Raw genomic sequence first — 19,892 nt, 5'->3', positions numbered from 1 at the left:
TATCTTATCTCCTATTCCCTGTCAATGCTGCTTATAAGTGATCTTTACAGCTTTCTGACAGAAAACTCAAGCCAATAGGAAGAGGCTTCTCCATACACCGGAGTCCGCACCTCTCCGCCCTCTGCCCAGCTGTAACCAGTTTCCTCCACCTGACACTCCACAACACATCCTGCCGCTGAGACTGTGAAATCCTGAAACTGGTCGGCGTTTGCCCGCACTTCACGATAGATTTCCTGCGGCGGATTCCGGACAATGGAATATTCTTCCTGTGCACAGATAAAAGAAAGTGCGGCCAGCGCCATAAAATCTCCGTAGGAGGTCACTGTAACATTTTCATTTTCATAGGCGAGTGAAAACTGGATTTCCCTGACTTTTCCCTGTTCTTCCTTGAACTCAAGAACCGGAAGCGCAGAATATCCCCCGCCAAAGTTCTGGGAAATCCCGGGGAGTTCCTGCCATTCTCCCTTCTCGTCTAAAACCATTGGATGTGCCACTGATTGATAAAGCGGAGTATCCGGCAGATTGACCGGCCTGTGGATTCCGTAATACTCCTGCATCTGATTGTAGTTCTCGCAGAATTCTCTCCGGGTAAGCTCTCCTCTGTTTTGCGGGATAGCTCCTGCCTGCCAGATAAAAAATCCGGCAGCTGCAAGAAATGCTGATACCGCCACATATAAGATTCCACGGACAGGAAGGCGACAGCTGCTCTTCGTTATCCGGGACTCCTCTTCCCATCCCAGAAGCTTTCCGGCCTTGCAGGCCTGATAAGACCGATACAGGCAGATCCATTCATATATAGGAATCTGAAGTCCGTATCCCTGCTTCAGTACCTGCCAGGTACGGCCAAGCGCTTCCCTCCAGGTAAGACGCCGTCCCTCAGTCGCCGCCACCCGAAATCCAAACAGGCACTTTCCAGGCGTCGTCCCAGTTAAGCAGAGCAGAAAAGGTTCCACCAAAATCAGAAGCAGGATCTGCATCACAATCCCTAAGATCATCATTCCCACAGACAACTCTCTTATATTCACATGCATCCCCAGCGACAGGAAACAACTCCAGATCAGGCCGTAAATACTCAGATCCAGCTCTCTTGCAAAAAACCTCTGCCACGGATACGCTGCATCAGATCCGTATTTTTCAAAGCCAATATCCTCTCCGGCAGGGTCCTTCTCCAGCAGATCCAGATAAGGGACCGCGTCAAAAGAAGCAAACTCAGCCTGTTCCACACACAGCTTTTCACAGATTTCCCTGGAACTCCTGTGATCTTCCTCCTGATCTCTTAGGGCGCGCAGATGAAAGTTCAGCACATCCTCCAAATGCCGTTTTCCGGAAGCCACCTGCCGGATATTCTCCAGGCTCACATGCAACGCTCTCAAAAGCCGGATCTTTTGCAGAATCCTAAGATCCTCTTCTGAATAATTACGGTAGCCATTCGTATCACGGTCCGGTCTTAATAATCCTTCCGCCTCGTAAAACCGGATATTCGCACGGGGCATCCCGGATAGCTCTTCGATTTCCCTGATCGTCATTTTCCTCCCCCTCCTGTTCTGCAGCGCCTTCCCGTATACCACATACTAGTCTGCCTATACACTTTCTGGATACAAAATAAGCTGTCAAGCCACTTTACAGTCAAGCGAAACTTCTCTCGCCCCGCACATATCTATCGATTTTCGCAAGATAAGCTTGTCTCTTCTCAAGTATAGCAAATCCTTCTCCAAAAGAAAATACAGGACAGCATCCCGCCTGTCCTGTATCTTTTCACTTCAAATTATATTACTGTGTCGGGCACCTCTTTATACAGCCGGCTCTCCCGCTTTCTTCCGGATCAGTTCCTTTCCGGAGGTATATACGATAGTTACGCCCAGGATCATCAGAAGCACAGCCACGATCAGCTGCAGGCCTTCCACCATAAACACACCTGTTCCGGCTGAGAAAGCCTGAACCAGCGCAATAAACCTCTGGATCAGTGCCGAGAATGTTACCACCAGCATGATCACGAACGGAGGTACCAGTGTCTTCAGCTCCCTTCCGGTCACTTTTAAGAATACACAAAGTGTGATCAGCACCAATGCGCTCAGCAGCTGGTTGGCACTTCCAAACAGCGGCCAGATATTCGAATAACCAACCTGTGTCAGAATATATCCAAACACCAGTGTGATCAACGTGGCAAAATATTTATTGCAGAGAACCTTTCTCCATCCTTCCGCATGTTCCATATCATCTATACTGAACAATTCCTGGAAAGACATCCGGCCAATCCTGGCAACCGAATCCAGCGTGGTAAACGCCAGCGCAGACACACACATAGTCATAAAGCTCTGTGCTACATATACCGGAATCCCGAACATCTCCAGAAATCCTGCCACGCCGGAAGAAAAGATCTGGAACGGAGTCCCCACTGCTGCCGTTCCGTCAGCTCCAGCCGCGGCCCCGGCAACGCACAGTGCGATAACCGCAAGCAGGCTTTCCAGCACCATTGCCCCATATCCTACTTTAAGCATATCTTTTTCATTCGATACTGTCTTAGAGGAGGTTCCTGATGAAACAAGGCTGTGGAATCCGGAAACCGCTCCGCAGGCCACCGTAACAAACAAGATCGGGAATAATGTCCCCAGTCCTTCATTCTGAAACCCTGTAAATGCCGGAAGGTTCATCGTCGGATGTGCAAAGACCAGTCCAAGGACTGCTCCGGCGATCATCCCGATAAACATAAAGGTAGACATATAGTCTCTTGGCTGCATCACAAACCACATCGGAAGGACTGCCGCCAGAAAGATGTAGATAAATGCAATATATACCCACATCTCTTTCCCGAGAATTACTGGAAAATTCATACCGAAAACAAACGCCAGTACGGTGCAGAGCAGGCCAAACACAACTTCCTTCCATCCGGTCAGTTTAATTTTGTGCTGTACGACCCCAAATACCACTGCAAACAGAATGAAAAACAGCGAAATACTACCTGCAGCGCCGTTGATCTTTGCATTCTCAGCAAGTGTCTGTACACCGTCTGTCACAACATATGCATTAAACGTATCTGCCACCATATCCGCAAATGCGGCAATTACGATCAGGCAGAACAGCCAGCAGAATCCCAGGAACAGCTTCCTTCCTGTTTTTCCAATATACTTCTCTATCAGAAGCCCCATGGATTTCCCGTCATTTTTAACACTGGCATACAGCGCCCCAAAGTCAGTAACAGCTCCAAAAAAGATGCCCCCCAGGATGATCCACAAAAGAACCGGTAGCCAGCCAAAGGCGGCCGCCTGGATCGCACCGGTAACCGGCCCGGCACCTGCAATAGATGAGAACTGATGTGCAAATACGGTCCACCCGTCCGTCGGCACATAGTCCTGCCCGTCATTATGTATAACAGCCGGTGTCTTTGCTTTCGGGTCTATCCCCCATTTTTTCGCAAGCCATCTGCCATACAGTACATATGCCGCAAAGAGGCAGACTGCCGCGATCAGTACAATTACTAATGTGTTCATAATCTCCACTCTCCTTTAATCTCGTAAAACATATGATTAAGAACACCCCTCGTCTGACCATACCCGTCAGAAAAAAATAGAAAGCTCTCCTGGCAGAATACTCTGCCAGAAGATGCTTTCTATTATAGCTCATATTTTTCAATTGTCAACAAAAACAGAGCACAATCTGTTTTTTATTCTTTTTCCCTGAGACTAAGGACTCCCTCTGCCAGTATTTTCACATCATCCAGGATGTAATCAAACGCACCCGCTTTATAAAGGTTGATAATGATCATGCCAATAGGAACGGCAAAGATCATACCCAGCACACTTCCCACTTTATAACCGATAAACAAAAGCGCCAGGGTGGGAAGCGGGCGAAGCCCCATGCTGTCCCCCACCAGCTTAGGCTGTATCAGCTGGCGCACCAGCTGGGTCACTCCATAGAGGATCAGAAGCCCGATCAGCATCCGATAGTCCCCGGCTATCAACTGATAAGCCGCCCATGGGATCAGTGCGGTGCCTGTCCCGAAAAACGGCAGGAAATCCAGGAATGCGATGATCAATGCCAGCAGGAAAGAAAAACGTACATTCAGGATTGCAAAGCCGATCACTAACAGTACATAAACAACGAACATGATCTTAAACTGCGCTTTAAAGTAGCCCCCTACTGCATATTTCAGATTTGACATCACCATGCTCATCCGGTGTACCAGCGGGTCCGGCGCTACTTTTTTTGCCCATACGATCAGATCTTCCCTCTCTGCGATGAAGAAATATGCTGAAATGATCGTTACGATGGTGCTGACAAGCCAGGTCGGGATCCTTTTTGCCACATTTCCAGCCGCTGTCACGGTCGGTTCACTTAGATTCCCCATCATATTACCAATGGACTGATCCAGATTTCCCATCATCTCTCTCCAGCCATTCTGGATCCCTGCAGGCAGCATCTGAAAAAGGCCGTTCAGATTCTGTCCGATATCATCCATCACCTGCTCCAGATCCGCATACATAGCAGGCATATTCCGAGTCAGGGAAGAGATTTCCCTCCACATCCTGCTTACGATAAAATATATCACAAAGACCAGAGCAGCCAGCACCAGAATGATGATCAGTGCCGATCCTAATTTTTTTACCAGCTTCAGCCGTTTTTCCAGCCAGTTGACCAGCGGACTCGCAATATAGGCTATAAACCATCCAACTACAAACGGCATGAAAAAGGCCAGCAGACGGACGCCTACATACACAAACAGAATTGTTCCGACCAGGCTGACGGCCAGACTGACCGCCACCTTCCACAGAGGCCGGTTGTCACCTAACTGTTCTCTGAAATTCGTCTCCATTGATATAACTCCACCTCTTTATATTTTTCTTACAGATATTCCGTTTCTACCAGCTCCCAGATCTCATCTCTCCCCTGTTTTGTCATTGATGAGAATGGGATGATCTTTGTCCCCGGCACCAGTGAAAGGCCTGTCCGCAGCATTTTCAGATGCTTATCTACCTGACTTCTCTTGATCTTGTCAAGCTTTGTGGCAATGATGATCGGATGATAGCCCTGAGATACTACCCACTCATACATCATTTTATCATTGGCGGACGGTTCATGTCGGATATCCACCAGCAGGAACACCGCCTTCAGCTGGGAGGATCCATGGAGATAGCGCTCGATCAGCTGTCCCCATTTTTCCTTTTCCTGTTCCGATACCTTTGCGTATCCGTAGCCTGGCAGATCCACCAGATACAGCTCTTCATTGATATTATAAAAATTGATCGTCTGCGTCTTCCCCGGCGTGGCCGAAATCCTGGCATAGGATTTCCGGTTCATCAGAGCGTTGATCAGAGAAGACTTCCCCACGTTGGACTTCCCTGCGAACGCGATCTCCGGCCGGGTATTTTCCGGCAGGACACTGGTGATCCCGCAGACTGTTTCCAGATTCACTGATTTGATGATCATAGGTTCCTCCTTTTCGGTTTCGACAACGCCTGTTTCAGCACTTCTTCCATATGGGACACAAAGATGATCTGGAGGCCTCTGGTAATCTCAGAAGAAATCTCTTCCACATCCACCTCATTTTCCTTTGGCACCAGAACTGTCTTGATCCCGGCATTTTTTGCAGCCAGCAGTTTTTCCTTCAGGCCTCCGATGGGAAGCACCCTTCCGCGCAGGGTAATTTCTCCTGTCATAGCCACGTCAGAGCGCACTTTCTTTCCTGTTATAGCTGAAAACATCGCTGTTGCCATCGTGATTCCCGCAGAAGGACCGTCTTTAGGAACCGCTCCCTCCGGGATATGAATATGTACATCATGCTCTTTAAAGAAGTCTTCCGCGATCCGGTGCTTTTTACTCACAGAACGGATATAACTGATACCGGTTCTTGCGGATTCTTTCATGACATCTCCCATCTGTCCGGTCAGAAGGATTTCTCCCTCTCCCGGCATGATATTAACCTCGATCTCCAGTGTATCTCCGCCCACACTGGTCCACGCCAGTCCCCGGACAATTCCCACTTCATCAGATTCTCCGGCCATCTGATAGGTATACAGCTCTTTTCCCAGATAAGCGGCCAGGTTTCTCTCTGTGACATGCACTTTTTTCTTTTTGCCTTCCAGGATCTCTTTTGCGGTTTTCCGGCAGATGTCACCAATCTTACGCTCCAGCTGACGCACGCCTGCTTCCTTCGTATAATTTCTTGCCATCTTCCAGAGCGCTTTTTTGCTGATGGTCAGCTCTTCTTCCGTAAGGCCGTGCCGTTCCAGCTGTTTCGGGATCAGATGCTCCATCGCAATGTGCATCTTTTCATTTTCCGTATAGCTTGACACCTCAATGACTTCCATTCGATCCAGAAGAGGACGCGGGATCGTCTGCAGTGTATTAGCCGTCGTCACAAACAAAACTTCCGAAAGATCTACCGGAACCTCAAGATAATGGTCCCGGAACCGATTATTCTGTTCACTGTCCAGCACCTCCAGAAGCGCCGAAAATGTATCTCCTTTATAGTCATTGCTGACCTTGTCGATTTCATCCAGAAGCATCAGCGGATTTTTGACTCCCGCCTGTTTTAGTCCTGATGCAATGCGCCCCGGCATGGCTCCTACATAGGTTCTGCGATGCCCGCGGATTTCAGCCTCATCTCTCACACCGCCAAGAGAAATCCTGACATATGGCTTCTTAAGCGCCCGGGCCAGAGATTTGGCGATCGACGTCTTTCCGGTTCCCGGAGGTCCGACCAGACAAAGGATCGGTGTATCCCCCTTTTTGGTGAGTGCGCGGACTGCCAGGAATTCCAACACCCGCTCCTTCACCTTCGTAAGCCCGTAATGGTCTTCGTCCAGAATCCGGCTGGCATAAGCTATATCCTTATGCTCTTCGCACACCTGATCCCAGGGCATCTCCAGAAGCGACTCAATATATGTCCGGATCACCCCTGTCTCTGCCGGGCTGTTCATGGTATTCCGGAATCTCTTGATCTCCTTATTCAGCTTTTCCTTTACCTCCTCCGGCGCCTTGAGAGCGTCCGCAGCCTGCTGAAACTCATCTGCGTCTGAGAGCATGCTATCATCTCCCAGCTCCTCACGAATCCACTTCATTTCCTCACGCAGAATGTATTCTCTCTGGTTCTGGTCCACCCGCTCTTTGACCTTTGCCTGAATCTCTTCTTTGACGTTCAGGACCTGGATTTCCTTTACCAGCTTGTATACCAGAAGCTCATAACGTCTTGCCAGATCATTCTCTTCCAGAAGCTCCTGCGTATCTTCCCACGGAAAAGGGGTATTCGCCGCCACCAGATCTACCAGCTGCTTTAATTCCGAGATTCCTTCCAGCTGTGCGCCGATTTCTTTGGAAATCTTCGGCTCCTTTGCAAGATACTCCCGAAATACATCACGAAGCCCTCTCAGCATAGCTTCTTCACTCAGCTTTTCCTTTTCTGCCGGCAGTTCTTCACTCAGGCTGTCCGTATCCGGCAGCACCGTCACATTGGCACGCAGATAAGGCTCTTCAAATTCAATAGTATTGATCACCGCTCTTGCTTCTCCTGAAATAAGCACACGGCTGATCTTCTTTGGAAGCTTTACGATCTGCCGTATCGAGGCGATACAGCCTACCTGGTACACATCTTCTGCCCCGGGATCTGCAACCTCGATGTCCTTCTGGGCAGCCAGAAAAATCTTCTGGTCTCCTTGTACCGCTTCTTCAATGGCAAGCAGAGATTTCTCCCTGCTTACGTCAAAATGGCGCACCATCTCCGGAAGGACTGCCAGTCCCCGGAGCGCCACCATGGGCAGACTTCTTGTCTCTTTGCTCATGAATCTTTCTCCTTTGATATAAAAAGGCAGGCGCAAATTTCCTTGCACCCGCCCTCGTTTTTTTATGCACTCTCACTTCTGACAGAGTTATGCTCCAAAAGGGGAACTCCCCCTCCTTTTACGACATCTTCTGTGATCCGGCACGCTTTCAGCGTTTCATCAGACGGAGCTTTATACATGATATCCATCATGACATTTTCCATGATCGCCCTTAAGCCTCTTGCACCGGTTTTCCTCTTGAGAGAAGTCTCCGCAATGGCTTCCAGTGCCTCATCATCAAAGGTAAGCTCCACGCCGTCCAGTTCCAGCATCTTCTGGTACTGCTTGGTGATCGCATTTCTTGGCTCTGTTAAAATACGGATCAGGGCTTCCTTATCCAGCATTTCCAGAGACACGACCACCGGCACGCGTCCCACCAGCTCCGGTATCAGTCCATACTTGACCAGATCCTGCGGCAGGACCTGCTCCAGCAGCTTATCGATATCATCTTCATGTTTCTCTGCGATCTCCACATTGAATCCAATAGATTTCTGGTCGATCCGCTTCTCTATGATCTTATCGATTCCTTCAAAAGCTCCTCCGCAGATAAACAGGATGTTCGTAGTATCGATCTGGATCAGCTCCTGGTGCGGATGCTTGCGTCCTCCCTGCGGAGGCACATTTGCCACCGTACCCTCAATAATCTTAAGCAGCGCCTGCTGAACACCCTCTCCGGATACATCTCTGGTAATAGACGGATTTTCAGACTTCCTTGTAATCTTGTCAATCTCGTCGATATAGATGATCCCGTACTCCGCACGTTCGATGTCGCCGTCAGCGGCCTGGATGATCTTCAGAAGGATGTTTTCCACATCCTCTCCTACATATCCGGCCTCCGTCAATGCTGTCGCATCTGCGATCGCAAACGGAACATTCAGGATCTTTGCAAGCGACTGCGCCAGCAGTGTCTTCCCGCAGCCGGTAGGTCCCAGCATCAGGATATTACTCTTGCCAAGTTCCACACCCAGATCCTTCCCGGCCATGATACGCTTATAGTGGTTGTAGACCGATACGGACAGCACCTTCTTGGCCTCGTCCTGACCGATCACATACTCATCCAGGAATTCCTTGATCTCTTCCGGCTTCAGAAGATTAATGTCTGAAAACGGATTCCAGGATCTCCCATTGTCATATTCAAATTCTTCTTCCAGAATCTCGGTACATACATCAATACATTCGTCACAGATGTATGCCCCGTTCGGTCCGGCAATTAATTTCCGGACCTGGCTCTGGGTCTTATTACAGAACGAACACCTGATCTGATCGTCGTTCTTTCCTATCATACTCTCACCTCATAATAAACTGCCTGCTAACGGCGTGAGATCACTTCGTCGATCAGACCGTATGCCTTCGCCTCTTCCGCAGTCATAAAATTATCTCTCTCGGTATCGATCCTGATCACGTCCAGCGGCTGTCCGGTATTCTCGGAAAGAATCTTATTCAGATTCTGTCTGGTCCGCAGGATATGTTCTGCCGCAATCTGGATCTCAGTTGCCTGTCCCTGGGCCCCGCCTGACGGCTGATGGATCATGATCTCCGCATTCGGCAGTGCAAGACGCTTTCCTTTGGTACCGCCTGCAAGAAGGAACGCACCCATGCTGGCCGCCATTCCCATACAGATCGTCTCCACGTCGCACTTGATATACTGCATGGTGTCGTAGATCGCCATACCTGCCGTTACAGATCCTCCCGGACTGTTGATGTATAAATGGATATCCTTCTCCGGATCTTCGGCTTCCAGGAAGAGAAGCTGCGCCATAACGATGTTCGCCGACACATCTGCCACTTCTTCTCCCAGAAAAATGATCCTGTCTTTTAATAATCTTGAATAGATATCGTAGGAGCGCTCTCCCCTGCTTGTCTGTTCAATGACATAAGGTACTAAACTCATATACACGCCTCCTGTTGCTTAATTCCATATGTTATTTCTCTGTGGCATTTTCTACGAGGAAGGTAATCGCCTCCTGAACAGCCATATCTTCCTTCATCTGCTTCTTCTCGTTTTCACCCATAAATTCTTTGATCTTATCCAATTCCATCTTATAGGTGTCCGCCATCTTCTGAAGCTCTTCGTCCAGCTTCTCATCACTGATCTCAATGTTCTCTGCTTTTACGATCGCCTCCAGCACCAGACGGGTCTCAATTCTCTTTAAAGCCTGCGGACGTAATTCTTCCATCATCTTCTCTGCTGTCATTCCAGTAAACTGGAAGTACTGCTCCATGGTAAGTCCCTGTGACTGGATTTTCTGTGCAAACTCGTCTGCCATCTGAGAAGCCTGGGTATCGATCATAGCATCCGGGATCTCATAGGAAGCATTTTTAACCGCCTGCTCCACTGCCTGATCTTCCTGTTTTCTTCTTCCTTCAGAAGCTTTCTCTTCTTTAATCTTTGCCTTTACGTCTGCCTTATATTCATCCAGGGTATCAAACTCGGAAACCTCTGCCGCAAACTCGTCGTCGATCTCCGGCAGTTCTTTCGCCTTGATCTCATGTACAGTACACTTAAATACTGCATCCTTGCCTTTCAGATCCTCTGCATGGTAATCCTCCGGGAAAGTAACCTTTACTTCCAGCTCTTTCTCAGCCTCGGCACCGATCAGCTGATCCTCGAATCCCGGGATAAAGGAACCGGAACCAATGGTCAGCGGATAATTTTCACCCTTGCCGCCTTCAAAGCTTTCTCCATCTACAAATCCTTCAAAGTCCAGGATAATTTCATCTCCATCCTGCACACCGCGGTCAGTTACCGTAACGGTTCTTGCATTCTTCTCTGCCTCTTCCTGGATCTTTGCGTCTACTTCTTTCTGTGTCACACGCGTAGATACCTTATCTACTTCCAGTCCTTTATACTCGCCAAGTGTAACTTCCGGCTTGGTAGCTACTTCTGCCGTAAAGATAAACGGTTTGCCTTTTTCGATCTGCACAACCTGGATATCCGGTCTGGATACGATCTCCAGTTCGCACTCATCATAAGCATCCGCATATGCCTTCGGAATCAGCGCATTCGCCGCGTCATCATAGAAGATCTCTGCACCGTACATCTTTTCGATCATCTGACGCGGAACCTTTCCTTTACGGAAGCCCGGAAGGCTGATCTTGTTCTTCTGCTTCATATATGCACCCTGCAGTGCTTTTTCTAAATCATCAGCAGAAACCTCGATGGTCAGTTTCGCCATGTTTTTTTCTAATTTTTCTACCTGTAAACTCATCTACTTATTTCCTCCTGATTCTATCCCTGTCTGCCGGTAAGCGCAGGAAAGGGCATACTACATTACATTCACCACGAAATTATAACACAAACAATCTCAAATATCCACCCCTGTTTTTCGGGAAAAGGCCGGATTTTCCATCATTTTTCATCTTTTTACTGATAAAGGATAGCCTCTGCAATCTCACGCGCCTTATCCGGACCTGACAAAGCATCGATCAGCTTCAGCGCAAAGTCAATTGCTGTACCCGCACCGCGTCCTGTGATGATATTCCCATCTACAGTAGCCGGCATCCGGGTGATAACTGCTCCCTGGATCTGATTCTCCACCGTGGGGAAGCAGGTGATCCTTTTTCCTTTTAATATTCCCAGGTTTGCCAGGACGGTCGGAGCCGCACAGATCGCAGCCACATATTTTCCTTCCTCATAAAAGTCCTTCACTACTCTGCGCACGCCCGCATGGTCATTCAGATTTGTAGTCCCCGGCATACCTCCCGGAAGGACGATCATATCAGATTCCACAAAATTTACCTCTTCAAACAAATCCTCCGTCTGAACATTGATGCCGTGCGCACCGTGCACAATATATTCATCTGTCGCGGACACAGTTCCCACATAGATCTGGGCTCTTCTTAAGAGATCCACGACAGTCAGAGCTTCAATTTCTTCAAATCCGTCAGCCAGTATTACACTTACCTTTTTCATTCCTAATCATCCTCCTTATTTTATATTTCCATATTACCATCGTTTACATCCATTGTAAATTATTGTATGATGATACCGGAGTTAAAAGATCGGCGCTCCCCATCACATTACAAGACAGGAGGCATTTACCTTGGAAATCGAACGCAAATATCTGATCCTTCATCTGCCGGAGCATCTTACCGCTTACCCCTGCCGGATTATTGAACAGGGATATCTGAATACAAATCCGGTGATCCGCATCCGCCGGGATAACGACCGCTATGAGCTTACATATAAATCCGGGGGACTGATGACCCGGGAAGAGTACAATCTTCCGCTTACAAAAGAAGCATATCATCATCTGCTCCCTAAAATCGACGGACGGCTGATCCAGAAAAAACGCTTCATGATTCCTCTGGATGAACACCTTACCGCGGAACTGGATATCTTCGAAGGAGACCTTGCTCCTCTCGTTCTCGCAGAAGTCGAATTCTCCACAGAGGAAGAAGCACTTTCTTTCCTTCCCCCGGACTGGTTCGGCGAAGACGTCACCTTTTCCGGGAAATATCACAACAGCAATCTGAGCCGCATCGAATCGTCACTCTAGACTCTTCCGGCAAAAAAACCGGACGAACCATTGTCGCCGGTTTTCTCAAAAGCACCGCAGGCTCTGCGGATTAATCTCCCATTGCAAATGCGTCATGAACGGCGTTCATGGCTTTTTCAATATCGTTCTTTGCCACCAGGACCGTGATCCGGATTTCAGATGTAGAGATCATGTTAATATTGACTCTGCTGCTGTACAATGCTTCAAACATTTTTGCAGCTACTCCCGGATTGCTCATCATTCCGGCTCCTACGATGGACAGCTTTGCCACATCCTCATTCCAGGTCACCTGCTGGATCGTCAGACGTTCTTTATTTTTTTCAAGAATTTTTATTGCCTCTTCCATATCGTCTGAAGCCACGGTAAAGGAAATATCCTTTGTTCCTTCTCTTCCTACGGACTGCAGGATGATATCTACGTTAATATTGTTTTTCGCAAGTGTATCAAAGATCTGGAAAGCGATTCCCGGCCTGTCCTCCACGCCGATCACAGAAATTCTGGCTGTATTCTTATCGGCCGCCACACCTGTCACTAATAATTTTTCCATATTTGAAGCCTCCTTGACTACGGTACCCTCCGAGCGGTTCAGACTGGACCGTACCACTAATTCTACATTGTATTTTTTTGCCATTTCCACGGAACGGTTATGGAGCACCTTTGCTCCGAGGCTGGCAAGCTCAAGCATCTCATCATAAGTGATCACATCAAGCTTTTTCGCATTTTTCACAACCCGTGGATCTGCCGTAAACACACCATCCACATCGGTATAAATCTCGCAGCGGTCCGCATGGAGAGCTGCCGCCAGCGCCACCGCCGTCGTATCGGATCCGCCGCGTCCAAGAGTCGTGATGTCATCATACTTATTGACTCCCTGGAATCCTGTTACGATCACGATCTTCCGCGAGTCCAGCTCATGCTGGATCCGTTCGGTGTCTACTCTTTTGAACCGGGCATTTCCATAACGCGAGGTAGAATGCATCATCACCTGGAACGCATTGAGTGAAACAGCCGGCACATCCAGGGCATGCATGGCCATGGCCATCAGCGCTACAGATACCTGCTCCCCGGTCGTAAGCAGCATATCCATTTCTCTTTGCTTTGCTTTTGGATTGATATCCTTTGCCTTTTCAATCAGCTCATCCGTCGTGTCTCCCATGGCGGAAAGCACTACCACCACGTCATTTCCTTCTTTATATTCTTCTATACAGCGCCTGGCCACATTAAAGATTCTCTCTTTATCAGCCACGGAACTGCCGCCAAACTTTTTAACAACTAACATAATTCCTCCTGCAGTAAATGTCCGATCAGCCGAAATCCATCTTTCCATTCCCTTCCGGTTCCGGCAGCGGTTTTTTCACAATATATTCTCTCTCCCGGCTCTTCCTTTGTACTGTCATACAAAAGATAGGGTACCGGATCTGCGGTATGCGTCCGGACTTCAATAGGCGTGGGGTGGTCAGGCAAAAGCAGAAGCCTGAACTCCTCACCAGCATCCCTCAATCCTCCGATCACTGTTCCCAGCACTTTTTCATCGATCGCTTCGATTGCCTGGATCTTCTCCTCTATCTTTCCCTGATGTCCCATTTCATCCGGAGCCTCTACGTGGATATAAGCAAAATCGTAACCGCCTTCTGTCAGTGCCCTCACGGCGGCATTTGCCTTCCCGGAATAATTGGTATGAAGCCCTCCGTTCGCTCCTTCCACACGGATAATATCCATTCCGGCTCCTACGGCGATCCCCTTTAAAAGATCAACCGCTGAAATCATAACGCCTTTTTGTCCTGTCCTCTCTTTAAAGGAGGTTAGTTCCGGTCTTTTTCCCGCACCCCAGAACCATGCCGCATTAGCCGGCCGCTGGCCATTCCGGCGGCGTTCCTCATTTAACGGATGCCGTTCCAGGATTTCATAGCTTTTCTCCATCATCTCCCGCAGCACGGCATCTGACGGAAGATATTCCCCGATCCTTTTTCCAAGAATATCGTGGGGCGGAGTCAGATCCATGACCTGCCCCCGTTCCCATAAAAGCAGATGCCGGTAACTGGTCCCGGCATAAAGCCGGTAGCCATCCCGCAAAATGCCTTCCTTAAGCGCTTCTAAGAGAACAGCCGCATCTTCACTGCTGATCTCATCTGCACTGTGGTCCAGGATCGTCCGGTCTTTGTAAGCTCCCTCTTCCTCCGAGAGTGTCACAAGATTGCACCGGAATGACACATCCGTATCCTCCATCTTCACGCCAATACTCAGGGCCTCCAGAGGCGAACGCCCTGTATAATAAATCCTCGGATCATATCCTAAGACCGCCAGATTCGCCGTATCGCTTCCCGGCGCCATCCCCTTTGGCACCATGGAAGCCATTCCTATTTCAGATACCCTGGCAAGCCTGTCCATCACCGGCGTCTTTGCCGCCTCCAGTGTTGTACGCCCGCCAAGTTCCCCAAGAGCTCTCCCTGCCATACCATCGCCTAAAACAATGATATATTTCATTTCTTTGCTCCTATCCTTTATGCTCCTCAATCCGGATCATATGTAAAATCTGGTCACGGTAGATTCCCGCCCTTGCTTCATAATCTCCCTCTGTCATAACAGGAGTTACAAATCCAAACTCTTCCTTAAGCTCCGGGATCCGGATCATTTCTATTTCACCAAAGGAATCTTTAAGCGCAGACGTCATCTCTTCTGCGTCTCCCTTCATCCGCACAAAGAACCTGCGCCTGGAATCTGCCTTGTTTTCCAGATGGAGTTTATCCTGTTTCCACATCGTCATAATATTCCGGTTCAGGTGCTTCGCCGCATCTACCACGTCCGCCACTACGGCGCTGGCCGTAGGCAGTTTCCCTGCGCCGCTTCCGTAGAACATGGCGTCTCCAAGCACGTTTCCATGAACAAAAATAGAGTTAAACACTCCATTTACATTATAAAGAGGATGATCCGGGAAGATTATGCACGGTGCCACGATCGCATGCAGCCGGTTTCCCGCATAGCGCTTGCTGGACGCCAGCAGTTTAATGGTACCTCCCATCTTCCTGGCATACGTCATGTCTTCCACCGTGATCTTCGTGATACCTTCGCAGTAGATATCCTCAAAATCCACCTGCTGCCCGGAGATCAGAGAAGAAAGGATCGCAATCTTCCTGCAGGCGTCATAGCCTTCCACATCTGCCTCCGGATTTCTCTCCGCATAGCCGTTAGCCTGCGCCTCCCTCAGAACGGTATCATAATCCGCCCCCTCATAAAACATCTTGGTCAGCATATAGTTGGTCGTACCATTCAAAATCCCGGTGATTTCCTCAATCTCATCTGCCGTCAGGGAAGAATTCAAAGGACGGATGATCGGGATACCTCCTCCCACGCTGGCCTCAAACAAAAAATTGATCTCGTTTTCCTTCGCAATGGACAAAAGCTCAGCTCCGTGCTTTGCCACCAGCGCCTTATTGGACGTGGCTACACTTTTGCCCGCCTGGAGGCAGCGCTTTACAAATGTATATGCCGGCTCGATCCCGCCCATAACCTCGACAACGATCTGTACATCATCGTCCTGAATGATCGTCTCGAAATCATGGATGATCTTTTCCTGTACCGGATTTCCCGGGAAATCCTTCAGATCCAGTACATACTTAATATTCAGTTCATCTCCGATCCTCTGATTGATCCGGGCCCCATTTGTATTTACTACTTCTACCACTCCGGAACCTACCGTTCCATAACCCATAACCGCTATATTGATCATAAATTCCTCCCTTTAGCTATTTGCCGTTTCCTTCAGATACGCATTGATAAACGGATCAATATTTCCATCCAGCACAGCCGTCACATTGCTGCTCTCCACATTGGTCCGGTGATCCTTCACAAGAGTGTAAGGCTGCATCACGTAAGACCGGATCTGGTTTCCAAAGCCGATCTCTTTTACCTCGCCGCGGATGTCCGATACCTTCTCAGCCTGCTCCTGTTCTTTCAAAAGCTGCAGCTTCACTTTCAGCATCTGCATGGCCTTCTCTTTATTGTGATGCTGGGAACGCTCATTCTGGCACTGCACTACGATCCCTGTAGGCAGATGGGTGATCCGGATGGCGGAAGAGGTCTTGTTGACATGCTGCCCGCCTGCTCCGCTGGCACGATAGGTGTCAATCTTCAGGTCATCATCGGAAATCTCGATGTCAATCTCATCCTCGATATCCGGGACCACATCGCAGGATGCAAAAGAGGTCTGTCGCTTCCCCGCAGAGTTGAACGGCGAGATCCGCACCAGCCGGTGCACACCTTTTTCAGATTTCATATATCCATACGCATTTTCCCCGTTCACCTCAAAGGTTACCGTCTTGATCCCCGCAATATCCCCGTCCAGGAAATCCAGCACCTGGATCTGGAACCCTTTGCGCTCCGCCCATCTGCTGTACATCCGGTACAGCATACTGGCCCAGTCACAGGACTCGGTTCCTCCTGCTCCGGCATGGATCGTCACAATGGCGTTGCAGGAATCATATTCTCCGGATAACAGAGTCTGAATCTTAAGTTCCTCAAAAACCTCCGCAAACTTCTGCAAATCCCGCTCTGCCTCCGTTGCGATTTCCGGGTCATTCTCCTCATATCCCATCTCGATCAGCGTTCCGATATCCTCATACGACCGGTAAAGCTCCCGGATCTGCTTTACCAGCTCCTGCAGATATTTTAATTCCTTCATCAGCTTCTGGGATTCCTCCGGGCGGTCCCAGAACCCCGGCTCCTCTACCTTTCTCTCCAGTTCCTCCATCCTGTGCTCTTTTCCAGCCAGGTCAAAGTGAATCCCTCATTTCGGCAAGAGGTTCTTCATATGCGTTCAGACTGCTTTTTAACTGATCTAATTCAACCACTTTCCCACCTCTTTTCAATCTATGATAACGTTCCGTCCGGATTTACTCCGGCGTTACGCTTTTCGTCCGCAGCACTGCTTATATTTTTTGCCGCTTCCGCACGGGCACGGATCATTGGGGTAAACCTTCTTCTCCGTCCTCTTCTTCGGCGCCCGGGCCGCACTGTCGTCTTTGTTCGTGCCGGTCACCTTGGCCACCTGCTCTCTTTCTACTTTCTGCTCCAGCCTTACACGGAACAGGGTACGGACCGTATCTTCAGATATCCCCTTCGTCATGGCGTCAAACATGTCATAGCCAAGTAGCTTATATTCCACCTTGGGATCCCGCTGTCCATACGCCTGGATACCGATCCCCTGACGGAGCTGATCCATGTCATCGATATGATCCATCCATTTTGCGTCAATCACTTTCAAAAGAACGACACGCTCAATCTCACGGATATGCTCCGGCTCCGGAAATTCTGATTCTTTTGCCTCGTAGGCCTTGGCCGCGCGCTCCTTTAAAAGATGCTTCAGTTCCTTCTGGTTCATATCCTTTACATCCTCAGGCGTTACAGCTGCCATAGGAATGGTCCCCTGGATAGAAACGTTCAGCTCAGTCAGGTCCCATTCATCATAGTCCTGATCCGCTCCGATCACCTTATCCACCACATTTTCGATATAATCGTTCATCATGTGGAAGATGGAATCCCTCATGTTTTCTCCATCCAGTACCTTGCGGCGCTCTTCATAGATGATCTCTCTTTGCTCATTCATAACCTGGTCGTATTCCAGAAGATTCTTACGGATACCAAAGTTATTGCTCTCAATTTTCTGCTGAGCCTTCTCTATAGCGCTCGACAGCATCTTATGTTCAATCTGCTCGCCCTCTTCTACGCCCAGTGCATTGAATACATTCATCAGACGCTCGGAACCAAACAGACGCATCAGATCATCTTCCAGGGAAATGTAAAATCTGGACTCTCCCGGGTCGCCCTGACGTCCGGAACGTCCCCGCAGCTGGTTATCAATCCGCCTGGATTCATGACGCTCTGTGCCAATGATCTTCAATCCTCCGGCAGCTCTTGCTTCATCATCCAGCTTAATATCCGTTCCACGTCCGGCCATGTTGGTGGCGATGGTCACAGCATCATGCACACCCGCCTGAGCCACGATCTCTGCCTCCAGCTCATGATATTTCGCATTTAATACGTTATGCTTGATTCCTCTTTTCTTTAACATTCCGCTCAGAAGCTCAGAGGTCTCAATGGTAATCGTACCCACCAGTACCGGCTGATGCCTTTCATGCGCCTCCTCGATGGCGTCACATACCGCACGGAACTTTTCCTTCTGTGTTTTGTAAACCACATCCTCCAGGTCAACACGCTGCACCGGAACGTTGGTCGGAATCTCGATAACATCCATGCCATAGATCTCACGGAACTCCTTTTCCTCTGTAAGCGCGGTACCGGTCATACCTGCCTTTTTCTCATATTTATTAAACAGGTTCTGGAAAGTGATCGTTGCCAGCGTTTTACTTTCCCGCTTAACCTTCACATGTTCCTTCGCCTCGATTGCCTGATGCAGCCCGTCAGAATAACGGCGTCCCGGCATGATACGTCCGGTAAACTCATCTACGATCAGGACCTCGTCATCCTTCACCACATAGTCCTGATCCTTAAACATCAGATTGTGCGCTCTCAGAGCCAGGATAATATTGTGCTGGATCTCCAGATTTTCCGGATCCGCAAGATTTTCTATATGGAAGAACTTCTCTACCTTCTTGACACCGTCTTCTGTCAGGTTGATGCTTTTTTCCTTTTCATTGACGATAAAATCTCCGGTTTCCTCGATCTCCTCGCCCATGATAGCATTCATCTTGCTGAATTCCCCGCTGGCTTCCCCCCGCTCCAGCTGCCTTGCCAGTATATCGCAGGCCTCATAGAGTCTGGTGGATTTCCCACTCTGGCCGGAAATAATAAGAGGTGTTCTGGCCTCGTCGATAAGAACCGAGTCCACCTCGTCGATAATCGCATATTTCATGCCCCTTTGCACCAGCTGTTCCTTATAGATCACCATGTTATCACGCAGGTAATCGAATCCCAGCTCGTTATTAGTCACATAGGTAATATCACAGTTGTACGCCTCGCGCCGTTCATCACTGTTCATGCTGTTCAGCACCACGCCTACCTTCAGGCCCAGGAATTCATGGATTTGTCCCATCCACTCCGCGTCACGCTTTGCCAGATAATCATTGACCGTAACGATCTGTACGCCTTCCCCGGTCAGCGCGTTTAAGTATGCCGGCAGAGTAGATACCAGCGTCTTACCTTCGCCGGTCTTCATCTCCGCGATCCTGCCCTGATGCAGGATAATACCGCCGATCAGCTGTACACGGTAGTGGCGCATTCCCAGTGTCCGGACTGCCGCCTCTCTGACAGCGGCAAATGCCTCCGGAAGGAGATCATCCAGTGTTTCTCCCTCTTCCAGACGCCGCTTGAACTCCTTTGTTTTCTCCTTAAGCTCCTGATCCGACAGCTTCTGCATCTCCGGCTCCAGTGCTTCGATGGCATCCACGATCGGATAGATCCGCTTCAGCTCATTCTCACTGTGTGTTCCAAATATTTTCTGTATCAAACCCATATATCTAAATGCTCCTTGTCAAGAATTTGCCATAAAAATGACCAATCTATTCCTTATTTTAGCACTATACAAACCCCAATTCAACTAATTTATGCAGTGTTCACAAAACGG

Annotated in this window: 15 protein-coding genes; 1 reads left to right on the top strand and 14 read right to left on the bottom strand. The window is 49.1% G+C overall.

Annotated elements, in window-relative coordinates:
- Positions 1–44: 44 nt before the first annotated feature.
- From BKD12_RS05250 to BKD12_RS05210, 9 genes are all read right to left on the bottom strand, one after another.
- Positions 45–1,526: a MerR family transcriptional regulator gene (locus BKD12_RS05250; protein ID WP_070088273.1), complete on the bottom strand. Its 1,482-nt coding sequence runs from the start codon at positions 1,524–1,526 to the stop codon at positions 45–47.
- Positions 1,527–1,790: 264 nt separating this feature from the next.
- Positions 1,791–3,488 carry a carbon starvation CstA family protein gene (locus BKD12_RS05245; protein ID WP_070088272.1) on the bottom strand — a complete coding sequence of 566 codons (1,698 nt, stop codon included), beginning with the start codon at positions 3,486–3,488 and terminating at the stop codon, positions 1,791–1,793.
- A 173-nt stretch (positions 3,489–3,661) separates the two neighbouring features.
- A complete protein-coding gene (gene ytvI, locus BKD12_RS05240; protein ID WP_070088271.1) occupies positions 3,662–4,810 on the bottom strand; it encodes a sporulation integral membrane protein YtvI in 1,149 nt (382 codons plus the stop codon).
- 29 nt (positions 4,811–4,839) lie between these two features.
- Complete coding sequence (gene yihA / locus BKD12_RS05235) at positions 4,840–5,424, bottom strand: ribosome biogenesis GTP-binding protein YihA/YsxC (protein ID WP_070088270.1); 585 nt, start codon at positions 5,422–5,424, stop codon at positions 4,840–4,842.
- The gene (gene lon / locus BKD12_RS05230) at positions 5,421–7,775 is read right to left on the bottom strand and encodes an endopeptidase La (RefSeq protein ID WP_070088269.1); all 2,355 of its coding nucleotides are present in this window, start codon (positions 7,773–7,775) and stop codon (positions 5,421–5,423) included. The genes yihA and lon overlap by 4 nt, the downstream gene beginning before the upstream one ends.
- A gap of 62 nt (positions 7,776–7,837) precedes the next feature.
- Positions 7,838–9,097, bottom strand: a complete 1,260-nt coding sequence (gene clpX / locus BKD12_RS05225) for an ATP-dependent Clp protease ATP-binding subunit ClpX (protein WP_070088268.1) — start codon at positions 9,095–9,097, stop codon at positions 7,838–7,840.
- Between the two features lie 26 nt (positions 9,098–9,123).
- The gene (clpP, locus tag BKD12_RS05220) at positions 9,124–9,705 is read right to left on the bottom strand and encodes an ATP-dependent Clp endopeptidase proteolytic subunit ClpP (protein WP_070088267.1); all 582 of its coding nucleotides are present in this window, start codon (positions 9,703–9,705) and stop codon (positions 9,124–9,126) included.
- A 31-nt stretch (positions 9,706–9,736) separates the two neighbouring features.
- Positions 9,737–11,023: a trigger factor gene (tig, locus tag BKD12_RS05215; protein ID WP_070088266.1), complete on the bottom strand. Its 1,287-nt coding sequence runs from the start codon at positions 11,021–11,023 to the stop codon at positions 9,737–9,739.
- A 155-nt stretch (positions 11,024–11,178) separates the two neighbouring features.
- Entirely contained in the window at positions 11,179–11,727 is a 549-nt protein-coding gene (locus BKD12_RS05210) for a DJ-1 family glyoxalase III (RefSeq protein WP_070088265.1), read from the bottom strand.
- A 130-nt stretch (positions 11,728–11,857) separates the two neighbouring features.
- Here BKD12_RS05210 and BKD12_RS05205 point away from each other — a divergent pair, with 130 nt between their 5' ends.
- Positions 11,858–12,313 (top strand): CYTH domain-containing protein, encoded by a 456-nt coding sequence (locus BKD12_RS05205; protein ID WP_070088264.1) that lies wholly within the window; start codon positions 11,858–11,860, stop codon positions 12,311–12,313.
- A 70-nt stretch (positions 12,314–12,383) separates the two neighbouring features.
- On the opposite strand, the gene BKD12_RS05200 is transcribed toward BKD12_RS05205, so the two are convergent.
- From BKD12_RS05200 to secA, 5 genes are all read right to left on the bottom strand, one after another.
- Positions 12,384–13,592 carry an aspartate kinase gene (locus tag BKD12_RS05200; protein WP_070088263.1) on the bottom strand — a complete coding sequence of 403 codons (1,209 nt, stop codon included), beginning with the start codon at positions 13,590–13,592 and terminating at the stop codon, positions 12,384–12,386.
- On the bottom strand, positions 13,586–14,797 hold the full coding sequence (locus BKD12_RS05195; RefSeq protein ID WP_070088262.1) for a cofactor-independent phosphoglycerate mutase: 1,212 nt from the start codon (positions 14,795–14,797) through the stop codon (positions 13,586–13,588). Before BKD12_RS05195 ends, BKD12_RS05200 begins: the two co-directional genes overlap by 7 nt.
- A 10-nt stretch (positions 14,798–14,807) precedes the next feature.
- On the bottom strand, positions 14,808–16,040 hold the full coding sequence (locus tag BKD12_RS05190) for a homoserine dehydrogenase (RefSeq protein ID WP_070088261.1): 1,233 nt from the start codon (positions 16,038–16,040) through the stop codon (positions 14,808–14,810).
- Positions 16,041–16,052: 12 nt separating this feature from the next.
- A protein-coding gene (gene prfB, locus BKD12_RS05185; protein WP_408606938.1) for a peptide chain release factor 2 occupies positions 16,053–17,160 on the bottom strand; the annotation gives its coding sequence in 2 pieces (ribosomal slippage) (positions 16,053–17,096 and positions 17,098–17,160; 1,107 coding nt in all).
- Positions 17,161–17,213: 53 nt separating this feature from the next.
- Complete coding sequence (gene secA, locus BKD12_RS05180; protein ID WP_070088260.1) at positions 17,214–19,781, bottom strand: preprotein translocase subunit SecA; 2,568 nt, start codon at positions 19,779–19,781, stop codon at positions 17,214–17,216.
- Positions 19,782–19,892: the final 111 nt, after the last annotated feature.

Source organism: Merdimonas faecis (genome assembly GCF_001754075.1).
Classification (GTDB): domain Bacteria; phylum Bacillota; class Clostridia; order Lachnospirales; family Lachnospiraceae; genus Merdimonas; species Merdimonas faecis.
Note: the sequence above shows the minus strand (reverse complement) of the source record. Positions and strands in the feature narration are given on the sequence as shown.